Below are 19475 nucleotides of genomic sequence, written 5' to 3'. Positions count from 1 at the left end.
AAACGAAACCTCCCTTCCCGTCAGCCTGAGCGCGTCGGCGCGCTGTCGCGCCGACGTGACCGATGAAGGGGAAACCATGAGGACTCGTACGCGCGGGGCGGCCATCGCATCGGGCTTCGCCGCATTCGCCCTGTTCGCCGGAGCCTGCTCCTCCGGCGACGGCGGGAGCAGCGGCCAGGACAAGGCCGACGGCGGCAAGGGCAAGCAGGCCGACGCCGCGTTCAAGGAGCGCGAGTGCATGCGCAAGCACGGCCTGAAGGTGTCCGAGCCCAAGGCCGGCGAGGACACCCGGGGCATCACCATCGGCGGCGACCTGAGCAAGGAGAAGATGGAGGCCGCCATGAAGGCCTGCACCGGCAAGGGCGGCAGCGCGGGCGGCGGGGCGCCCTCGCAGGCCGACAAGGACAAGATGCTGAAGTACGCCCAGTGCATGCGCAAGAACGGCTTCAACATGCCCGACCCGAAGTTCGACGGCGGCGCGATGGAAGCCCAGAAGATCCCCAAGGGCGCCGAGGCGAAGAAGATGGAGAAGGCCGCCAAGGCGTGCAAGGACATCGTCGCGTGAGGCGCCGCACCGCCGTGGTCGCCACCGTCGTGGCCCTGCTGGCGATCACCGGCGGCGGCGTCGCCGTCACCGCCCTCGCCGACAACGGCAAGGATGAGTCCGTCAGCCAGGACGCCGGACTCCCGCCCGCCACCGCCCCCGTCGAACGCGGCGACCTCAGCAGCGGCACCCAGACCGACGGCACCCTGGGCTACGCCAAGGAGCGCAAGGTCAACGCGGGCACCACCGGCACCCTCACCTGGTCCGCGTCCACCGGCTCGACCATCGAGCGCGACGGGCGCCTGTACGAGGTCAACGGCGTCCCGGTGCGCCTCATGTACGGCACCGAGCCCATGTACCGCACGCTGAAGACCGGCGACGAGGGCAACGACGTACGCCAGCTGGAGGAGAACCTCCAGGCGCTCGGGTACGGGGCCTGGCTCACCGTCGACGACGCGTACACGGCGGGTACGGCCGCCGCCGTCAAGCAGTGGCAGAAGGCCCATGACGAGAAGCGGACGGGCCGCGTCGACCCCGGCCAGATCGCCTTCTCGCCCGGCGGTGTCCGCGTGAAGTCCACCGAGTCCGCCGTCGGCGACCAGGTCGCTCCGGGCAAGCCGGTGCTCAGCACCACGGGCTCCGAGCGCGTCGTACGTTTCCAGCTCGACGTCGCCGAGGGGAAGCTCGCCAAGGTGGGCACCAAGGTCACCGTGGACCTGCCGGACGGCTCGACGGCCAAGGGGAAGGTCGCCTCCGTCGGCAAGACGGCCAAGCCCGGCGACGACCCGGCCGACAAGACCCCCAAGATTCCGGTGACGGTCTCCTTCGACGACCCCGGCAAGGTCGACGGCTTCGACCAGTCCCCGGTGACGGTCAACCTCACCGGCCAGACCCGTGAGGACGTCCTGTCCGTCCCCGTCAACGCCCTGCTCGCCCTGCCCGGCGGCGGCTACGGCGTCCAGGTCGTCGAGCACGGCCGCGCCCGCCAGGTGAAGGTCGAACTCGGCATGTTCGGCCAGGGGCGCGTCGAGGTGACGGGCGGCGGCCTGAAGGACGGCCTGAAGGTCGGGGTGCCCAAGATATGAGCGCCGTCGTGGAGTTGGGCGGGGTCACCAAGGAGTACCCGGGCGGGGTCGCCGCCCTGCGCGGTGTGGACCTGCGGGTCCAGGAGGGCGAACTCCTCGCCATCGTCGGCCCCTCCGGCTCGGGCAAGTCGACGCTGCTGCACATCATCGGCACCCTCGACCGCCCTTCGGAGGGCTCGGTGGCCATCGCGGGGCACGACGTCGCGACGCTCGCCGACCGCAGCCTCTCCGCGCTGCGGGCACGGCACATCGGCTTCGTCTTCCAGGCGTTCCACCTGGTGCCGGGGATCAGCGCGCGCGACAACGTGGCGGAGGGGCTGCTGTACTCCGGCCTCTCGCGCTCCGAGCGCCGCGCGCGGGCCGCGGAGGCGCTGGACCGGGTCGGCCTCGCCGACCGCATGAAGCACCGCCCGCACGAACTCTCCGGCGGCCAGAAGCAGCGCGTCGCCATCGCGCGCGCGGTGGTCGGTTCGCCGGACCTGCTCCTGGCCGACGAGCCGACCGGGGCGCTGGACTCGGCGTCCGGTGAGGCGGTGATGGAGCTGCTCCACGACCTCAACGCGGAGGGCGCGACGATCGCCGTCATCACGCACGACACGGAGATCGCGGAACGGCTGCCGCGGCAGGTGCGGATCCGGGACGGGCAGATCGTGGCGGACACCCGTGCCGCGATGGGCGAGGGGGTGCTCGCCGGATGATCCGTACGAGGAAGATCAGGAACCCGCGCCTCAAGGCGGCGCGGCTGGGACCGAGGGACGTCCTGCACGTCGGCTCGGCGGGCCTGCGCAGCCGCCCCGTGCGCGTCGTGCTCTCCGCGCTGGGCATCGCCATCGGCATCGCCACGATGATCGCGGTGGTCGGCATCTCGTCCTCCAGCAAGGCGCAACTCATGCGCGAACTGGACGACTTGGGCACGAACATGCTGGTGGCCTCGCCCGGGGAGCCCCTGTTCTCCGGCGAGAAGGTGGTGCTGCCGCGTGACGCGGTGGGGCGGGTCTCGCGGGTGAAGGGCGTGAAGGACGTCGGCGCGACCGGCGACCTGGACCGCAGCGTGCGGCGCAGCGAGAAGATCCCGAAGGACGAGACCAGCGGCATCGCGGTCAGGGCGGCCACCGAGGGGCTCCTGAAGGTCCTTCGCGGCCAGATGGGCCACGGCACGTGGTTCAACGCGGCCAACAGCCGCTACCCCTCGATCGTCCTGGGCCATGTCGCGGCGGACCGCCTCGGCATCACCGAGCCCGGCCAGCAGGTCTGGGTGGACGACCGGTACTTCACGGTCGTCGGCATCCTCGACCCGCTGCCGCTCTCGCCCGACGTGGAGCGCTCGGCCCTGGTGGGCTGGGACGCGGCCAAGAGCGAACTCGGCTTCGACGGCCGTCCCACCTCGGTGTACGAACGGTCCACCGACGACTCGGTCCACGAGGTCCGCGACCTGCTCGCCCCCTCGATCGACCCGGAGAACCCGCGCAACGTCCAGGTGACGGACCCCTCGTCCGCCCTCAAGGCGAAGGCGGCGACGGAGGGAGCGTTCTCCACGCTGCTGCTCGGCCTCGGCGGAATCGCGTTGCTCGTGGGAGGCGTAGGGGTGGCCAACACCATGATCATCTCGGTCCTGGAGCGGCGCTACGAGATCGGCCTGCGCCGCTCCATGGGCGCCACGAAGGGGCAGATCCGGATCCAGTTCGTGACGGAGTCCCTGATGCTGTCGGGCCTCGGCGGCCTCGCGGGAATCGCCCTGGGCGCGGCGGCGACGGGCGCGTACGCGGTCTCCGGCGGACTCCCCTGGGTGGTCCCGCTATGGGCGGTGAGCGGCGGCTTCGGAGCGACGCTGGTCATCGGAACGGTGGCGGGCCTGTACCCGGCGGTGCGGGCGGCGCGGCTGTCCCCGACGTTGGCGCTGCACGCGGCTTAGGGGGCGGGGGCGGGAGCGGGGGCGGGCGGAAAGATCCACCGCGAAACGGCGGCCTTGAAAGCGCCCGCCCCCGGCAGGGGCCTCACCCGGAGCCGAGCACACCCGCCAGGTCGAGCGAGGCCGCGACCCTCGCCGTCACGCTCTCCGCATACGTCGCATCCGCCCGCTCGAACTGCGTACGGCTCGCGCTGCGCAGGAACGTCACCACCCCCAGCGTCCGCCCCCTGCTGCGCAGCACCGCGCACAACGCGTGGACGGCATCCTCCGGCCACTGCCTGGCCGCCGCCCACTCCCGGGCCCGCTCGGGCGGCGCGGTGCCGGCACTGGCCCGTACGGAACCCACCCGGTCCACGCACTGCGGGGCCGGGTGGCCCTCCAGATAGCGGACGGGCAGGCCCGCCTTGGCCACCGGCAGGCACGGCCCCGGCGCACCCGCGGGGGTCGCCGCGACCCGCACCAGCCGCACCGGCTCCCCGTCACCCGTGACCAGATCGATCAGCGCATGGTCGGCGAACCCGGCAAGGGCGAAGTCCAGCTGGACCGTGGCCGCCTCCGTCGGATCCTCGCACTCACCCGCGGCCCGCGCCGCCCGGTGCAACTGCTGCGAGCGGAAGCGCAGTTGCGCCGCCTCCTGCTCCGTCTGCTTCGCCTCCGTCACGTCCGTGAAGAGCCAGCCGACCCCCAGCGGCACCGGCTCCTCCGCCAGCGGCGACGCGAGCCGCAGGAAACCACTGCGCAAGCAGCGCCGCTCCGGCTCACCGCTCTCCGTGGCCCGCACGGACACCCACATCTCCGCGGGCGCGGGCGGCGCACCCTCCGCGAGCACATGGCTCAGCGCGCTCTCCAGCTCCTCCACGCCCTGCCCGAGCAACTCCCCGAGGGGCCGCCCCAGCAGAGCCGTACGCCCCATGCCCAGGGCCCGCGCGGCATGTTCGTTCGCCACGGCGGGACGCAGATCGGCGTCGACGAGCACCACACCCCACGACGCGTTCTCGAACAGGGCCTCGCTCAGGGCGATGGACCGCTCCAGGTCGATCTGCGCATGGACCTCGCTGAACGCGCAGTACACACCGGCGGGCTTGCCGTCCCCGCCCCGCACCGCGGCGGACTGGGTCCGCACGAGCACCCGCCCGCCGTCCTTGGTCAGGAGCGCGAACTCGTGCACCTGACGCCCGTGCGCCTCCATGGCCGACAGGAGCCGCGCCTCGACCTCCTCGGCGTCGGCGGTCCGCACCGCCCACCCCGCGAACCCCTGCCGCCCGACGGCCTCCGCCGCCGACCACCCGAGGATCCGCTCGGCCTCACGATTCCAGTGCGTCACCACTCCGTCGGCGTCGAACGCGCACAGGGCGGCGTCCATCCCGTCCAGCAGTGCCGCGAGCAATTCGGCTCCACCGGGCTCGGGTTCTTCAGGCCCGAGCTCGTCGGTGGTCCCGCTACGCCGGGAAGCACTCACCTGGCACCCCCTGCAGGCCGTGTCCTCATGAGCTGCATGTTCTGCGAGTTCCGCGTATACCGCACGTCAGATCATTGAACTCGAACGTGACGCAGCCCACAGGTACTTCCCAGAAGTTGGACGAAATCGTTGCCCGCGAAATGGAGGGGGAGGTCGAGGTACCCAGAATCAGACGCACATTCAAAGATTCGCACAAATGGCTGGCGCCAAGTGATCCAGCACCCCACGAGCAGTGTGATCGCTAGCGTCGGCGACGGACACACACGAAGGGAGATCACTCGCTCCTCGGCAGATGACCGGAGCCTGTCCCGTCGCACGGGCAGGACGAGTGACCAGCCCGAGTCATCAAGACCACCAGGTCAAAGGAAGGCGCCCTTCGATGACTACGTTTTCCGCAGGCGAGCAGACCCACCGGGCTGTACTTCCTCAGCAGCCCGCACTGGAATCCGTGAGAGCAGACACCCTCAGGAGCGAGGCCGAAACGGCTCACGGACTCCCCGCCACCGCGCGGGGCACCGGCGGGGAACATGGGCGAGGGGAGACCGGCGGGCATCGCGTCACACCCCGTCGGCGTCACGCCGAATCCACCGCCGCGGCGGTGGATTCGGCAGAGATCGGGAGCGGTGACGCTCCCTCCGAATACGGCGGAGGCGCCGGCGCGAGCAGAATCTTCGTGCTGGCCAGAGACCGACAGCCGTTGATGCCGTGCCACCCTGCACGGGCCCGTGAACTGCTGGACAAGGGGCGCGCTGTCGTTCACCGACAAGTCCCCTTCACTATCAGGCTCAAGGACCGCGCACACGTCGACTCGACAGTCGACGGAGTGCAACTGCGCATCGATCCCGGATCCAAGACGACCGGCCTCGCCCTCACGGACGAGAAGAAGGAATCCGGCCATCGAGGGGACCTCGTCCTCGTACGTCGGGGTCTCATGACGGCCGAACTCCGCCACCGGGGGGGCTCAGATCAGCCACTGTATGAAGCAGCGCGCCGGATACCGGCACAGGCGACGATCGGCGAACCTCCGCTATCGAGCGCCGAGAAGCGACAACCGCATCCGCCCTGAGGGATGGCTCGCCCCATCAGTGCGTCACCGTGTCGACACCACCGTCTCCCTGGTGAACCGCTTCCGTCGGTACGCGCCGGTCACAGAAGTCCACCTGGAGAGCGTCTCGTTCGACTCCCACTCCTTGAGTGTCGGCAAGCAGCTGGGAGGCGCCGAGTACCCAAATGGCACACTCGCCGGAACTGACGCCCGCGCACACTTGCTCTCCGCACGGGGCAGAGTCTGTGCCTACTGCGGAGCGACCGGCGTTCCTCTGAACATCGACCATATCCACCCCGTCAGCCGAGGCGGTTCCAGCAGACTCTCGAACCTCGTACTCGCCTGTGCCCCCTGCAACCAGGCCAAGAGCAGCACACCCGTCAGCCAGTTCCTTGCCGATCGGCCGGGGCTGCTCGCAGAGATCCTGGCGCAGACCCGGACGCCTCTGTGCGATGCCGCCGTAATGAATTCGACCCGTCTACGACTCGTCAAGGCACTGGGCGCTCTCGGCCCGTCAGCGCACGCCTGGCCGGGCGGCCGTACTCACCGGAACCGCACGGCGATGGGGCTCGACAAGACGCACACCATCGATGCCCTCGCCGTCGGCGACCTGGATCGTGAGAACGGCGGCAAGATCGTCCGGGTGCCCACGCATGTTCTGGTCGTGAAAGCCACCGGACGAGGCTCCTACGCCCGCACCACCCCCGACCGCTTCGGCTTTCCCCGACTCCACAGGGCGCGGATCAAACAGCACTTCGGATACGTCACGGGGGATCTCGTGCACGCGACAGTGCCCACCGGCAAATGGGCGGGCGTCTGGCGCGGGCGTGTCTCGGTGCGAGCCAGGGGCCAGCACAGCATCACCACGTCGACAGGGCGGATCAATGTCTCGCACAGAAATCTGCGGCTCGTCCAGCGCGGCGACGGATACGCCTACGACACCCGGCAGGAGTCCGTCTCGCCGCCTTCTGAAAAAAGCGGTTGAGCCGCGTCGGCAGGGTTTCTATGGTGTGAGTCATCACGGAGAGGAGGTGGTTCGGCAGATGTATGGAAACCGGACGCGTGAGGTGACTGCGGGCTAGTGGCCCGTCGTCGCAACTCGATTTCGGCGCCGGACCAGCACGTGTGATGTGCGTGCAGCCGGCCCAATCCCAAGCAGTCACCCGACCCGCGAGCCGCCGGTGAGTCCGGCCGGCTTCCCGCCGTCTCGTACGGCGGGGACCACGGCTCGCGGGTCGTCTGCGTGCCGGCTCCAGGGGCGTCCCCGGCTCAGCCCCTGCTCACCGCCGTCAGGATCTCCGGGAGCCGCCGCGCCACCCTCGGCGCCGCGAGCCGCAGGCCGAGATAGGTGATCACCGCTCCGTAGGCGCCGCCCAGCGGCAGCAGGAGCCAGGACCAGTTGTCCGCGCCCGAGACGTGCAGCCAGATGGTGAAGGCGAGCACCGGGGCGCAGAGCAGGGCCGCCGCGACCATTCCGCCGAAGATCGAGATCCAGGCCAGGCCCGCCTGCCCGGGGGCCACGTTCTTGTAGCCCTCCTGCGGGATCGAGTAGGGGAAGCGGGCCGACGACCAGGCCCCGGTGGCCAGCATCGCGCCGAGCAGGGCGAAGGAGAGGCCGAGCGCCTCCGGGAGCGCGCTCCAGTCGCCGAGCACGGCTGCCGTGATGGCCGTCACCAGCGTCGCGTACGGCAGCGTGATCACCAGGAGAGCCAGCGCGCGGGCCCGCAGTTCGGTGTACGCGTCGTACGTGGAGGAGATCGCCATCGCGACCATCCAGAACGCCGACGTGTCCTGGCCGAACTGGTTGTACATGAGGACGCCGAGCATCCCGGCCGCGAAACACGCGAAGTAGATCGAGCCCGTGCCCTGAAGGGCGTTGAAGAGCGGCACGATGAGGCCGATGGCCAGGGACGTCACCCAGGCCGCCTTCGTCTTCGGGTCGCGCCACACGTAGCGCAGGCTGCGCTCCATGACCGTGCCGGTGCGCCCGCCGGGCAGCAGGGCGCCCAGGCCGCGCGCCGAGCGGGCCTTGGCGGGTTCCGCCGCCGCGAGCGTCGAGCCGTCGGGGGTCGTCATGAGGTGGGTGAGGCTGCGCTGCCAGAAGGCGAGGAGGGCGACGAGGGCCGCCGCGCTCAGGGCGAGTTGCGCGGCCCCGGTGACGTACGAACCCTCGCTCACCGAGTCGACCGCCCCGATGGCCGACGCGGGCGGGATCCAGCGGACGACGTCCGCCGCCGGGTCGAGCTGCGAGAGCCCCGACGAACCGAGCCGCTGCGCCCCGAAGTTGACGACCTGCGCGCCGACCGCGATGACCAGGCCGCTCAGGACGGCGAGGTCGCGTCCCTTGCGGCTGGTCAGGAGGCGGATGTTGGCGGCGGCGACGGCGCGCGCCAGGGCCACGCAGACCAGCAGCGTCAGGGCGATCGCGAGGACCCCGGTGACGGCCGCCGCCGCGCCGTGCGCGAGGGAGATGACCGAGCCGAGCGCGAGGCAGAGGGTGAAGAGCGGCCCGATGCCGACCAGGGACGCCACGAGCAGCGCGCGCACCAGTGGCCGGGGGCGCAGCGGGAGCATCACCAGGCGGGTGGGGTCGAGGGTCTCGTCGCCGCTGGGGAAGAACAGCGGCATCACCGCCCAGCCGAGCGCGAGCACCGCGGTGAGCAGGACGGAGACGGTGGCGGCGTGTTCGTTGCCGCGCAGCGCGATCAGGCCGAGGAGCTGGAGGGCGGCGACGAGGAGCGTCGCGACGACGGACGCGATGTAGGCGGCGCGGCGCCCGGTCGACTGGTGCAGGCCGTTGCGCAGGAGCGAGAGCTTGAGGCGTACGAAGACGGGGGTGATGGAGGGCGCGGACGTCGCCGTCGGGGCGCTCATCGGGAGCCGCCGCCCAGCCAGTCGAGGTGCGAGCCGGTGTCGCGGCCACCCGCGCCGACCAGTTCGAGGAACGCCTGCTGGAGCGAGGGGGCGGTGCCGCGCACCTCGGCGAGGGTGCCCTGGGCGCGGATGCGTCCCGCCGCCATCACGGCGACCCAGTCGCAGAGCGATTCGACGAGTTCCATGACGTGGGACGAGAAGACGACGGTCGCGCCTGAGGCGGTGTAGCGCTCCAGGACGCCGCGGATGGTCTGCGCGGACACGGGGTCGACGCCTTCGAAGGGCTCGTCCAGGAAGAGGACTTCGGGGTTGTGGAGCAGGGCCGCGGCGAGGCCGATCTTCTTGCGCATGCCGGTGGAGTAGTCGACGACCAGTTTGTGCTGGGCGCCGGCGAGGTCGAGTACGTCCAGGAGCTGGGTCGCTCTCTTGTCGACCTCGTCGCCGGGGAGCCCGCGCAGCCGTCCGGTGTAGGCCAGGAGTTCGCGCCCCGAGAGGCGCTCGAAGAGGCGCAGTCCTTCGGGCAGGACGCCGATGCGGGCCTTGACCTGGACGGGGTCGGCCCATACGTCGTGGCCGACGACCTCCACCGTGCCCCGGTCGGGGCGCAGGAGGCCGGTCACCATCGAGAGGGTGGTCGTCTTGCCCGCGCCGTTCGGGCCGACGAGGCCGATGAACTTGCCCGCGGGGAGGGTGAGGTCGATCCCGGCGACGGCGAGTTGCTGGCCGAAGGCCTTCCACAGCCCTTGCACTCGTACCGCTGCGGGCGGTGCTGCCTCGGTCACGGGGGTCCGCCTTTCGTCGCTGTTTCCGCACGATACGTCGGGGGGATGCACGAACGCCGGACAGGCTGTATATCCAGCCTGTCCGGCGGTGAGGACGAAATCGTCGAAGCCGATGATCAAGGATGTCCCGTGCCTCTGGTGAGGCCTAGCGCCGGGCCTCGCGCCCGCACGCGTACGCCAGGGGAGAGATGATCTCCTCGGCGTCGGGCAGCCAGCGGTTCGCGGCCGTGGGGCGGCACGCCCACTGCACCGCGCCGGTCGCGCCGAAGCGGGTCGGGGGCGCCGCGACGTACGCGCCCTCACCCAGCGCGATCAGGTCGATCGCGGCCGGCGGCCAGCCCAACTTGCGGACGAGGTCCGGCACCTTGGCGGTGGCTCCGGGCAGGACGAAGAACTGCATCCGGCGGTCGGGCGTACAGGTCACGGGACCGAGCGTCAGCTCCATCCGCTCCATGCGGGCGAGCGCGAGGAACCCGGCGGTCTCCGGCACGTCGATCGCGTCGAACGTGCGGCCCGTGGGCAGCAGGATCGACGACTTCGGCTGCTTGGTCCACAGCCGCCTCGCGGCGGTCGCGCTCCCCGTCGCCTGCGTGGCCCAGTCCTCGCGCGCCGGGTGCGAACCGGGCGCCGTGCACGCGGTGTCACCGCACGAGCAGATTTCGGCCCCCTCGACGGACTCGAGCCACGTCCCCGGGAACACGTCCCAGTGGCGCTCTTCCGCGTATCGCACGGCCGTGTCCAGCAAGGATTCTCCGCGCTGCTTCGGGATGTGCGCGGCTGACGTGACTCCCATGGTCTCTTCCACGGACATCTCAACTCCGCCCGACACCTACGGTTACGGCCGTCGCGTGCGCGGGGGCGGAGCATCGATCCTGCATGTGGGGCGCATGGGTGCACGGGCGGGGGCGCGCATGGGGAATGGGTTCCATGTGCGGGTAGCCAAGACTGGGGCACTCCGAAGAAGCCCAGTTAACGACTTATCGTCCGTTTGTGGTGCATCTTCCGTTTGTTCCAAGGGCATTGATCATCTGGGGTGGCCGATTCCGGCCCCTCCGTCCAGATGAACCACGGTGCACATCAGGGGGTACGCCATGGCCGCAAGGCCGCTCGTCGCGCGGCAGCCCAATGAAAGGCTGCAGGCACTCATTCAGGAAGCGGGTTGCTCGAACGCGGGCCTGGCCCGCCGGGTCAACATGTGCGGCGCGGAGCACGGTCTCGATCTGCGCTACGACAAGACGTCGGTCGCCCGGTGGCTGCGCGGTCAGCAGCCGCGCGGCAGGGCGCCCGGCATCATCGCGGAGTCGCTCGGCCGCAAGCTGGGCCGGACGGTCACGATCGACGAGATCGGGATGGCGAACGGCAAGAACCTCGCCTCAGGTGTCGGCCTGCAGTTCTCGCCCACCGTGCTCGGCGCCATCGAGCAGGTCTGCGAGCTGTGGCGCAGTGACGTGGGGCGGCGGGACTTCCTGTCCGGCTCGTCCGTCGCCGCGTCCGCGCTCGTCGAGCCGAGCCGCGACTGGCTGATCTCGTCCCCGGACGCGCAGGTCGGCCGGATGGCCGGGCCGCGGGTCGGACTCTGTGACGTGGCGGCGGTGCGGGCCATGACGGAGGCGCTGACGAAACTCGACCACCAGTACGGCAGCGGGCATGTGCGCCCGGTCGTCGTGCACTACCTGAACAGCGTGGTCTCCGGGCTGCTCGCGGGTTCGTACCGGGAAGCGGTGGGGCGCGAACTGTTCGCCGCCGTCGCCCGGTTGACGGAGCTCGCCGGGTACATGGCGGTGGACACGGGCCAGCCGGGCCTCGCCCAGCGCTACTACATCCAGGCGCTGCGCCTCGCGCAGGCGGCGGGCGACCGGGGGTACGGCGGCTATGTCCTCGCCGCGTCCATGAGCCATCTCGCGGCCCAGCTCGGCAACCCGCGGGAGATCGCGCAGTTGGCGCGGGCGGCCCAGGAAGGGACGCGCGGGCGGGTCACCCCGCGTGCGGAGGCGATGTTCTTCGCCGCGGAGGCGAGGGGGCACGCGCTGCTCGGGGACGGCCGGTCGACGCAGGTCGTCGCGGGCCGGGCGGTCGAGGCGATGGACCGGGCGGCCGGGGAAGAGGGCTCGGGCGACGATCCGGTGTGGATCCAGCACTTCGACCATGCGTATCTGGCCGATGAACTGGCTCATTGTCACCGTGACTTGGGGCAGGCCGACGCGGCGGCGCGCAGTGCCGAGGAGTCCCTCGCGGGGCACCCGGAGACCAGGGCGCGGCGGCGGGCGATCGGTCTCGTCCTGCTCGCCACGGCGCAGGTGCAGCGCCGGGACGTCGAGCAGGCCTGCCACACGGGCCTGAAGGCGGTCGAACTGCTCGGCACGCTGCGGTCGAACCGCGGGGCCGAGTACCTGGAAGACCTCCAGCAGCGGCTCGAACCGTACCGGGAGGAGCCGGTGGTAAGGGAGTTCGGGGCGCGGATGGACGTTCAGGCGGCGTGAAGGGGCGCGGGAGCGGGCACGGGTGCGTGAAGAGTTTGTGATGTGCGTCGCGCACCGGTGAACGGAGCCCGTCCCCGCCCTTTCCCTACCGTGAACAGCCAACTCCCGTACGCGATCGATCCTTCCCGGTGGCGTAATCAGCGTTTCGGGGAGAGGTTTTGTTACTTCCGCGATTGATGCGGCCGCGGAGGTTTGAGCTGCGTGGCAGACGGCTGTGGCGACCCGGTAGCGTGAGCCGACGGTTCCGTAGGTCCCCCATTCGTAGGAGTCCCGGTGACGCAGCAGAGCGGGCAGGGCCCCGCTTCCTCCGATCCGCACCCCGCGGACCGGCACGCGCACGAAGGCATCGTGCTGCCTGCCGACGGAAGCGAGCCCTTGATGCCCGGCACCACCGGCGACCACGTGGCCCCCGCGGGCGGCAGCCCCTGGGGCCAGCCGTGGGGCCCGGCACCGGCGGACCCGGCGCCCGGCTCCGGCCAGGCGTGGGACTCCACCGCGGACCAGCAGCAGTCGTACGGCGCGGGCACGCCGCTGCCCGCCGAGGGCGCCCAGCAGCAGGGCTATCCCCAGCAGGGGGGGTACCCGCAGCAGCAGGGCTATCCACAGCAGCAGGGCTATCCGCAGGGCGACCCGTACGGCGGCCAGGCTTCCGGCGCCGGGTACGGCGGCCAGGCGCAGGGCGCCCCCTACGGGACGCAGGGCGCGGGTGCTCCGTACGCGGGGCAGCAGCAGCCCCAGGGCGGGCCGTACGCGGGCCAGGCGCAGGGCGGCCAGCACGCGGGGCAGCCTGCCGCCGACGGGCCCTACGCGGGGCCCGGCGGGGCGCACGCCGGACAGGGCGGGGCGCACGCGGGGCCCGGCGGGGCGCACGCGAGACAGCAGGCGGGCGGAACCCATGCCGGGCAGCCCGCCGAAGCCGCGTACCCCGGACAGTCCGCCGAAGTCGCTTACCCCGGACAGTCCGCCGACTCCGCCTACCCCGGGCAGCCGCTCCCTCAGGCCGGGCAGCTTCCGCCCGTCGCGCAGGCGGGGCAGCTCCCCCCGGCGGCCCAGGCGGGCCAGCTTCCTCCGGGCGGCTCCGGTGCGGGTGCGCCGCTGCCGCCCGTCGCGGGGGGCCTCGCGCCGCTGCCGCCCGCCGCCCCGGGTGACGCGGACGCCACGCAGTACATACCCGCGATGCCGGGTGCCGGAGCCGGCGTCGACGAAGGCGCCACGCAGTACATACCCCCCGTCGCCCCCGGTGCTCTGCCGCCCGAGGCGCCCGCCGGGGAGGCCACGCAGTTCCTGGGACGCTCGCCCATGCCGGGCGCGCCCATGCCCCCGGCGGCCGGTTCGGACAACGAGCCCACCCAGTTCATCGCCCCCGTGCCCGCCGAGCCCGGCAAGGCACCCTTCGGGATACGGCCCGGCGCCCCGGGCGACCGGCAGCCGCCCGCCGAGTTCGACAGTCTCTTCCGTACCGAGGAGCCGGAGCCCGAAGGCCCCGCGTCGACCCAGCAGATGCCCCGCTTCGAGCCGCCGCAGCCCGCGGCCCACGGCCAGGGTGACGGCGGTGGCAGGGCCGCTCGCCGCGCCGCCGCAGCCGCTCCCGCGCCGCGCGGCGGGGGACGCACCGGGTCGAAGGTGCCGCTCTTCGCGGCGATCGGTGTCGCCATCGCCGTGATCGGCGTCGGAGCCGGAGCCATGCTCAGCGGTGGCGGCGGTGACGAGGAGAAGGACAGCCCCAAGACCGTCTCCGATTCGGCGCCGTCCGACGAGAAACCCTCGCCCTCCGTCGACCCCGTCAAGGAGCAGGCCGTCGCCCTGGACAAGCTCCTCGCCGACAGCAACAACAGCCGCGACTCGGTGATCGCCGCCGTACGCAACGTCGGAAAGTGCACCAACCTCAGCCAGTCGGCCACCGACCTGCGCAACGCGGCCAAGCAGCGCAACGGCCTGGTGACGCGCCTTTCGCAGCTCTCCGTGGACAAGCTCCCGGCCAACGCCCAACTGACCGCGTCGCTCACCAAGGCCTGGAAGGCGTCGGCCGCGGCCGACAACCACTACGCCGCGTGGGCGGGCCAGGTCGCGGGCAAGAAGGGCTGCAAGAAGGGCCACGCCCGCGGGACGCCGCAGGCGGTCGCCGGGAACAAGTCGAGCAGCGAGGCGACCACGGCCAAGCAGGAAGCGGCCGGTCTGTGGAACGCCATCGCCGAGCCGCACGGGCTCACCACGCGCGACAAGTCGCAGCTGTAGGGCGGGAGCGCGGCCTGGAGCGGGGTTACCGCACCCGCTCCAGGGTCTTCGACACGTTCACGAACCCCTTGTGGGCGGGGACGAGCCGGCCCTCGCGCACCATCTGGAACGTGACGTCCGCGTTGACCAGGCGCGGGAAGTCGCTCGCCGCGAGCATGTCCTTGAAGCGCCAGCTCAGGGTGGGCGTGAGGCCGCCCGTCCCGACCTTGAGCCCCTCGTCGAGCGCCCGCCGCAGCGTCCGCGCCGAGACCTCGCCGCCGTCGAGCGACTCGACGGTCTGCTTCAGGACCGTGTAGGCGATCCATGTCGTCTGCACGCCCGCGTCCGTCGGGTCGACCCGGTTGTCGCCGAAGGCCTGCCGGCGGATGACCTCGCGCATCTCGTCCCAGCGGGGATCGCTGGCCGCCGGGTACCAGCCGGTCAGGTAGGCGCCTTCGTACGGTCCCTTGCCGCCGCCCGTGCGGTCGACGAGGGACTGGTCGACGCTGCCGAGCACGGAGGAGATCTTCGCGGTGGGGTACGCGTCCTCGGTGCGCCGGTAGGAGTCGTAGAACGTGTCCGTGCGCTCGCCGAGGGCCGCCGTGACGCAGCCGCCGGTGCCCGCGCGGTCCAGGGCCTGCTCGGCCTGCGCGGTGAAGTCGGTGCCGTCCTCGGGCGCCCGGATGTCGGACGAGGGCGCCCGGTGGCCCTCGGTGAGGCCCGCGTCCAGGAGCTTGGGGAGATCGTCGCCGGCGATGGTGTCGGGCCGTACCAGGGAGACGCGCTCGCAGCGGGCGGCGAGCTGTCGGCCGTTGCCCGCCATGAGCGAGGGTTCGCCGCCGTTGACGGGGTACGACAGGGGGCTGCTGAACTCCTCGTCGGTGACGCCGTACCCGCCTATGTAGGGGATGCCGGCGACTTCGAGGGGGGAGAGGAACGACTGGCCGTGCTGGCTGTAGGAGCCGACGACGGCCGCGACCTTCTTGTCGACCGCCTCGCGCGCGCAGTCGGCGGCGCCCACCGGGTCGTTGTGGTCGTTGCAGGTGATGACCTTGAGCTCGCGGCCGTCGAGCCCGCCGTTCGCGTTGGCCCAGCGCGCGTAGGCCTGTGCCATCGCGGGGATGCCGGGCTTGTTGGTCGCCTTGGTCTTCTCGGGGGCCCAGGTCATCACGGTCACGGGGTCCTCCCCGGATCCCCCCGCGGAACCGGGGATGACCCCGCACGCGGTGGTCAGGGACGCACACACCGCCACCAGGGCGGCCGCCGTGAGGGATGCGGTCTTGGAGGGGCGGGGGAGCAGGGTGCGTCGCGAGACGGGCATGGTCATGCACGATTCCGCCGCAGTGCCAACCATGGAGTGACGCGTTCTCAACGCATGGTGACAAGAAGGTGAATGACAGGGGGCGGTTCGGCTCCGCGAAAGGGGAACGTACGATCGATGACCGTGCAAGGTTCGGAGAACTCTTCCCGTCGTGGCCGTCGCTCAAGCACCATGGGCGGCATGCCAACGAACGACATGCCGTGGTGGCGCTGGCGCAGCAACGTGCGCTCGGCGCTGCACATGCTCTCCGACCCGGGGTTCCAGCGTGAGTGCTGGCTCGCCGGGCGCGACGAGTACGGGGACGTGACCGACGCCGTGTACCGGCTCGTCGAGGACACGTGGCTCGACAACTGGTCCGCCGAGAAGTACGTGGGGACGATCTTCCGCGACGAGGAGGAGGCGGCCCTGGTCGACGCCGCGGTCCTCCGGGTGCTGCGGATCATGCACGAGGTCGGGCCCGACGCGCTGGTCTCCGCCTATCTGGATCACCCGGGGTGGCCGGAGGCGGTCAGGGCGGCGCGCGACGCGCACGTCCGCCTGGCGGCCGCCGACGCGGACGACCCCGATGTGCCGCCGCGGACGCTGGAGGTCCTGCGGATCATGACGCGGACGGGGAGCTGAGCACACCCGCCCGTGGTCCCGTCGGGTGCCGCGGTTGTGGGAACCTGTAGCGCATGAACGAGCCGTCCGTCGCCGCGTCCGCCGACCCCGCTGAGCAGTACGTCCTCACGCTCTCCTGCCCGGACAAACAGGGCATCGTGCACGCCGTGTCGAGCTACCTCTTCATGACCGGCTGCAACATCGAGGACAGCCAGCAGTTCGGCGACCACGACACCGGGCTCTTCTTCATGCGCGTCCACTTCTCGGCTCAGGCGCCGGTGACGGTGGAGAAGCTGCGGGCGAGCTTCGCGGCGATCGGCGACTCCTTCCACATGGACTGGCAGCTGAACCGCGCCGACGACAAGATGCGGGTCGTCCTGATGGTGTCGAAGTTCGGGCACTGCCTGAACGACCTGCTGTTCCGCTCCCGGATCGGCGCGCTGCCGGTCGAGATCGCGGCGGTCGTCTCCAACCACACGGAGTTCGCCGAGCTCGTCGCCTCGTACGACATCCCCTTCCACCACATCCCGGTGACCAAGGAGAACAAGGCGCAGGCCGAGGCGCAGATCCTGGAGCTCGTGCACGCCGAGAACGTGGAGCTCGTCGTCCTGGCCCGCTACATGCAGGTGCTCTCGGACGACTTCTGCAAGCAGCTCAGCGGCCGGATCATCAACATCCACCACTCCTTCCTGCCGAGCTTCAAGGGCGCGAAGCCCTACCACCAGGCGCACGCGCGCGGTGTGAAGCTGATCGGCGCGACCGCGCACTATGTGACGGCGGACCTCGACGAGGGGCCGATCATCGAGCAGGAGGTCGAGCGGGTCGGCCACGACGTCACGCCGAACCAGCTGGTCGCGATCGGCCGCGACGTGGAGTGCCAGGCGCTGGCGCGGGCCGTGAAGTGGCATGCGGAGCGCAGGGTTCTGCTGAACGGGCGGCGTACGGTCGTCTTCGCCTGACCTCGGGGTGAGGCGGGGCCAGGTGGGGTGAGGCGGGGCTGGCCGGTGTGCGGGTCACATCCTGCTCAGCGACGCCGCCGCGAACAGCACGTCCCTGATCGCCTGGCGGTCTCCCACCTGTCCTGCCGCCGCCTCCTCCGGTGACACATGGCCCGCGGCCAGACGGCAGAACTCGACGCCGTCCAGCGCCACATGGGCCACCTCACGGTCCGCCGACGCGGTGGCGCCGGGGGAGTCCAGAGGGATGAACCACTCGCCGCCGCCCATTCCCTCGACCTCCAGGCGCAGGCTCCGGCCCGGGGCGCCCGCCGCCACCAGGCTCTGCGAGGGCGCGGCAAGGCCCGAGCGGCGGCGCTCGGCGAGGGTGCCGGGGAGCAGCCGGGCGGCGAGGTCGATCATGCGGTGCAGATGGCGCGGGGACGGCGGCTCGTACGGATAGTCCACCGCGTCGGCGATGTCGCCCGCGTGGATCCAGCACTCGAAGGCGCGGTCCAGCATCGAGTCCCGCAGCGGCAGTTCGACGCGGTTGCCCTGGGCGTCCGGGGCGCTGTACGGGACGGTGAGTCCGCCCGAGCCGGAGCCGTACACCCCGCCGGCCGTGAAGGACACCGTGCGGATCAGCTCGTGGCTCTGCTCGCGCCAGGGGCCGCGTACCGCGCGCGTGGGCGGGAAGTACGAAGCGCGCCAGTACGCCTCGGTGCGGCGGCCCGGGTCGGCCTGCGGTGGCGCCTCTCTGCCCAGCGGGTCGTCGAGGCCGAGGGCGAGCGCGACCAGGCCGTCGACGGCGAGGAGATGGGCGATCACCCCGGCCACCGTCGTCTTGCGGCTGACCGGGCTGTCCTCGTCGAACCAGCGCAGGCGCACCGGAGCGTGCCACTCCGACTCGCCGATGTCCCGGAGCAGCGCGTCGAGCCGCGCGGTCTCCGCGTCGTACGGAACGGCCCACTCGGGCACCGGGATGCGCGGCGGGCGCCGCCCCAGACAGCTCGCGATGACGCGGTTGCGCAGGCCGGGGCCGAGGTCGAGGCTCTCCTCCTGGTGCAGCAGGCCCACCGCGTCGCGCAGCCGCAGGGCCTCCTCCGCGCAGGGGCCGCAGTGGCCCAGGTGCTCCTCGACCGCGATGGCCTCGTCGACCGAGCAGGCGGCGAGCGCCCAGGCGCCGAGCAGTGATTTCAGGATGCGGTGGTCCAGGGCGAAGGGAGGGTCGGGCAAGGGGCGGCCGGTGTCTTCTATGGACGTACGGGGCAGCGGTATGCGAGGCGGCCGCCGGGAGTCCCTCTGCTCACCATGGTCGCCCCGCGCGTACCGACCGCTCTGTCCGCCCTGGTTGTCCTGGTTGTCCGGGTCGCCCCAGCCGTCCTGCGGGCGGTGCGGTTCCTCGAACGGTTCCTGCCGGTCGGGCCCGGTCACAGCGCTCTCCCGTAACCGGGAGGCGGGCCCGCCGAGGGGTGCGGCTCCGCCGGTCCCGCCGCGTCGTTCGCGGTGGAGAGCAGCTGCAGGCCCAGGCGCAGGCGGCGCCGCGCCTCGTCCTCCGTCACGCCGAGATCGGCCGCCGTCTGGCGGTAGTCGCGCCGCTGGAAGTAGGCGAGCTCCAGGGCGGCACGCAGCGGGGCGGGCATGGCCGTGACGATGTAGTCCGCGCGGGCGGCGGCCGATGCTCGGCGGACCTTGCGCTCCAGGTCCTCCATGGTGCCCTCGCCGCCGCGGGCCAGGGCGGCGGACTCGGTCTGGCGCAGCCGCCGGACGGCCTGCTGGTGGGTGAGCGTGGCGACCCAGGAGCGCAGGGGGCCCTGCTTGGGGTCGTACGCGTCGGGGTTCTCCCAGATGTGGGCGAAGACCTCGCGGGTGATCCGGTCGGCCGCGTCCTCCTCGCCGAGCACGCGGTGGGCCAGGCCGTGCACGAGCGAGGCGAAGCGGTCGTACAGCTCCCCGAGCGCGGCTGCCTCCCCGTGCGCGAGGCGCTGCTGCATGCGGCGGTCCCAGCGACGCGGCGCGTCCTTCGCCATGCGGCCCCCTCTGCACGTGCCGTTCCTTGCCCCTCCATCGAATGTAGTCGCCACCACCGACAACGCGTTGCCTTTAAGGCAAAGTGCGCCTCCGCCCGGCCTCGGATGATAGGGAACAGCGTTCCTGGTGTTTCATGGGGAAGAGGTGGGGCAGCCGCGACGTACGCAGGAAGCGTAGGGACAGCTTCCGCATAGCC

Annotated in this window: 17 protein-coding genes; 10 read left to right on the top strand and 7 right to left on the bottom strand. The window is 71.7% G+C overall.

Going from position 1 to position 19475, the window contains the following annotated elements:
* The first annotated feature begins 76 nt into the window (after positions 1-76).
* Genes ACFUPX_RS04305 through ACFUPX_RS04290 form a run of 4 tightly spaced genes read left to right on the top strand, consistent with a single transcriptional unit; the run spans position 77 to position 3541 of the window.
* The gene (locus tag ACFUPX_RS04305) at positions 77-565 is read left to right on the top strand and encodes a hypothetical protein (protein WP_383315658.1); all 489 of its coding nucleotides are present in this window, start codon (positions 77-79) and stop codon (positions 563-565) included.
* The gene (locus ACFUPX_RS04300; RefSeq protein ID WP_383315655.1) at positions 562-1629 is read left to right on the top strand and encodes a peptidoglycan-binding protein; all 1068 of its coding nucleotides are present in this window, start codon (positions 562-564) and stop codon (positions 1627-1629) included. The genes ACFUPX_RS04305 and ACFUPX_RS04300 overlap by 4 nt, the downstream gene beginning before the upstream one ends.
* The gene (locus ACFUPX_RS04295) at positions 1626-2327 is read left to right on the top strand and encodes an ABC transporter ATP-binding protein (RefSeq protein WP_383315652.1); all 702 of its coding nucleotides are present in this window, start codon (positions 1626-1628) and stop codon (positions 2325-2327) included. Before ACFUPX_RS04300 ends, ACFUPX_RS04295 begins: the two co-directional genes overlap by 4 nt.
* Complete coding sequence (locus tag ACFUPX_RS04290; RefSeq protein ID WP_383315646.1) at positions 2324-3541, top strand: ABC transporter permease; 1218 nt, start codon at positions 2324-2326, stop codon at positions 3539-3541. The genes ACFUPX_RS04295 and ACFUPX_RS04290 overlap by 4 nt, the downstream gene beginning before the upstream one ends.
* An 82-nt stretch (positions 3542-3623) precedes the next feature.
* On the opposite strand, the gene ACFUPX_RS04285 is transcribed toward ACFUPX_RS04290, so the two are convergent.
* Positions 3624-4997: a PAS domain-containing protein gene (locus ACFUPX_RS04285; protein ID WP_383315643.1), complete on the bottom strand. Its 1374-nt coding sequence runs from the start codon at positions 4995-4997 to the stop codon at positions 3624-3626.
* Between the two features lie 292 nt (positions 4998-5289).
* Here ACFUPX_RS04285 and ACFUPX_RS04280 point away from each other — a divergent pair, with 292 nt between their 5' ends.
* Together ACFUPX_RS04280 and iscB are read left to right on the top strand one after the other, a co-directional pair.
* Positions 5290-6063: an RRXRR domain-containing protein gene (locus ACFUPX_RS04280; protein WP_383315640.1), complete on the top strand. Its 774-nt coding sequence runs from the start codon at positions 5290-5292 to the stop codon at positions 6061-6063.
* Positions 5975-7027, top strand: coding sequence for an RNA-guided endonuclease IscB (iscB, locus tag ACFUPX_RS04275; RefSeq protein ID WP_383315637.1), 1053 nt, complete (start codon positions 5975-5977; stop codon positions 7025-7027). The genes ACFUPX_RS04280 and iscB overlap by 89 nt, the downstream gene beginning before the upstream one ends.
* A 284-nt stretch (positions 7028-7311) precedes the next feature.
* On the opposite strand, the gene ACFUPX_RS04270 is transcribed toward iscB, so the two are convergent.
* The 3 genes from ACFUPX_RS04270 to ACFUPX_RS04260 all read right to left on the bottom strand — a co-directional run bounded on the left by ACFUPX_RS04270 (position 7312) and on the right by ACFUPX_RS04260 (position 10509).
* Positions 7312-8916 carry a transporter gene (locus ACFUPX_RS04270; RefSeq protein ID WP_383315634.1) on the bottom strand — a complete coding sequence of 535 codons (1605 nt, stop codon included), beginning with the start codon at positions 8914-8916 and terminating at the stop codon, positions 7312-7314.
* Positions 8913-9698 (bottom strand): ABC transporter ATP-binding protein, encoded by a 786-nt coding sequence (locus ACFUPX_RS04265; RefSeq protein ID WP_383315631.1) that lies wholly within the window; start codon positions 9696-9698, stop codon positions 8913-8915. Before ACFUPX_RS04265 ends, ACFUPX_RS04270 begins: the two co-directional genes overlap by 4 nt.
* 145 nt (positions 9699-9843) lie before the next feature.
* Positions 9844-10509, bottom strand: a complete 666-nt coding sequence (locus ACFUPX_RS04260) for a bifunctional DNA primase/polymerase (RefSeq protein ID WP_383315628.1) — start codon at positions 10507-10509, stop codon at positions 9844-9846.
* Between the two features lie 280 nt (positions 10510-10789).
* On the opposite strand from ACFUPX_RS04260, the gene ACFUPX_RS04255 reads away from it, so the two are divergent.
* Both ACFUPX_RS04255 and ACFUPX_RS04250 read left to right on the top strand, forming a co-directional pair.
* Positions 10790-12178, top strand: coding sequence for a transcriptional regulator (locus ACFUPX_RS04255; RefSeq protein ID WP_383315623.1), 1389 nt, complete (start codon positions 10790-10792; stop codon positions 12176-12178).
* Between the two features lie 273 nt (positions 12179-12451).
* Entirely contained in the window at positions 12452-14413 is a 1962-nt protein-coding gene (locus tag ACFUPX_RS04250) for a hypothetical protein (protein ID WP_383315620.1), read from the top strand.
* Positions 14414-14438: 25 nt separating this feature from the next.
* On the opposite strand, the gene ACFUPX_RS04245 is transcribed toward ACFUPX_RS04250, so the two are convergent.
* Complete coding sequence (locus tag ACFUPX_RS04245; protein WP_383315732.1) at positions 14439-15713, bottom strand: ABC transporter substrate-binding protein; 1275 nt, start codon at positions 15711-15713, stop codon at positions 14439-14441.
* Between the two features lie 117 nt (positions 15714-15830).
* Between ACFUPX_RS04245 and ACFUPX_RS04240 the strand changes: the two genes are divergently transcribed.
* Both ACFUPX_RS04240 and purU read left to right on the top strand, forming a co-directional pair.
* A complete protein-coding gene (locus tag ACFUPX_RS04240) occupies positions 15831-16334 on the top strand; it encodes a hypothetical protein (RefSeq protein ID WP_383315617.1) in 504 nt (167 codons plus the stop codon).
* A 53-nt stretch (positions 16335-16387) separates the two neighbouring features.
* The gene (gene purU / locus ACFUPX_RS04235; protein ID WP_383315614.1) at positions 16388-17272 is read left to right on the top strand and encodes a formyltetrahydrofolate deformylase; all 885 of its coding nucleotides are present in this window, start codon (positions 16388-16390) and stop codon (positions 17270-17272) included.
* A 54-nt stretch (positions 17273-17326) separates the two neighbouring features.
* Here purU and ACFUPX_RS04230 read toward each other — a convergent pair whose 3' ends face one another.
* Together ACFUPX_RS04230 and ACFUPX_RS04225 are read right to left on the bottom strand one after the other, a co-directional pair.
* On the bottom strand, positions 17327-18682 hold the full coding sequence (locus tag ACFUPX_RS04230; protein ID WP_383315611.1) for an MDMPI N domain containing protein: 1356 nt from the start codon (positions 18680-18682) through the stop codon (positions 17327-17329).
* On the bottom strand, positions 18679-19278 hold the full coding sequence (locus ACFUPX_RS04225) for a sigma-70 family RNA polymerase sigma factor (protein ID WP_383315608.1): 600 nt from the start codon (positions 19276-19278) through the stop codon (positions 18679-18681). Before ACFUPX_RS04225 ends, ACFUPX_RS04230 begins: the two co-directional genes overlap by 4 nt.
* Between the last annotated feature and the right edge of the window lie 197 nt (positions 19279-19475).

Source organism: Streptomyces sp. NPDC057302 (assembly GCF_042667685.1).
In the GTDB taxonomy this organism is placed as follows: domain Bacteria; phylum Actinomycetota; class Actinomycetes; order Streptomycetales; family Streptomycetaceae; genus Streptomyces.
The sequence above is the reverse complement of the archived record's forward strand: the minus strand, read 5'-3'. Positions and strand labels throughout refer to the sequence as shown.

What these genes read in the sequence shown, in the direction of transcription:
- ACFUPX_RS04245 (WP_383315732.1), bottom strand. Translation starts at nt 15,713, where the DNA reads ATGCCCGTCTCGCGACGCACCCTGCTCCCCCGCCCCTCCAAGACCGCA.
- ACFUPX_RS04295 (WP_383315652.1), top strand. Translation starts at nt 1,626, where the DNA reads ATGAGCGCCGTCGTGGAGTTGGGCGGGGTCACCAAGGAGTACCCGGGC.
- purU (WP_383315614.1), top strand. Translation starts at nt 16,388, where the DNA reads ATGAACGAGCCGTCCGTCGCCGCGTCCGCCGACCCCGCTGAGCAGTAC.
- ACFUPX_RS04270 (WP_383315634.1), bottom strand. Translation starts at nt 8,916, where the DNA reads ATGAGCGCCCCGACGGCGACGTCCGCGCCCTCCATCACCCCCGTCTTC.
- iscB (WP_383315637.1), top strand. Translation starts at nt 5,975, where the DNA reads ATGAAGCAGCGCGCCGGATACCGGCACAGGCGACGATCGGCGAACCTC.
- ACFUPX_RS04260 (WP_383315628.1), bottom strand. Translation starts at nt 10,509, where the DNA reads ATGTCCGTGGAAGAGACCATGGGAGTCACGTCAGCCGCGCACATCCCG.
- ACFUPX_RS04305 (WP_383315658.1), top strand. Translation starts at nt 77, where the DNA reads ATGAGGACTCGTACGCGCGGGGCGGCCATCGCATCGGGCTTCGCCGCA.
- ACFUPX_RS04290 (WP_383315646.1), top strand. Translation starts at nt 2,324, where the DNA reads ATGATCCGTACGAGGAAGATCAGGAACCCGCGCCTCAAGGCGGCGCGG.
- ACFUPX_RS04255 (WP_383315623.1), top strand. Translation starts at nt 10,790, where the DNA reads ATGGCCGCAAGGCCGCTCGTCGCGCGGCAGCCCAATGAAAGGCTGCAG.
- ACFUPX_RS04225 (WP_383315608.1), bottom strand. Translation starts at nt 19,278, where the DNA reads ATGGCGAAGGACGCGCCGCGTCGCTGGGACCGCCGCATGCAGCAGCGC.
- ACFUPX_RS04240 (WP_383315617.1), top strand. Translation starts at nt 15,831, where the DNA reads ATGACCGTGCAAGGTTCGGAGAACTCTTCCCGTCGTGGCCGTCGCTCA.
- ACFUPX_RS04280 (WP_383315640.1), top strand. Translation starts at nt 5,290, where the DNA reads ATGACCGGAGCCTGTCCCGTCGCACGGGCAGGACGAGTGACCAGCCCG.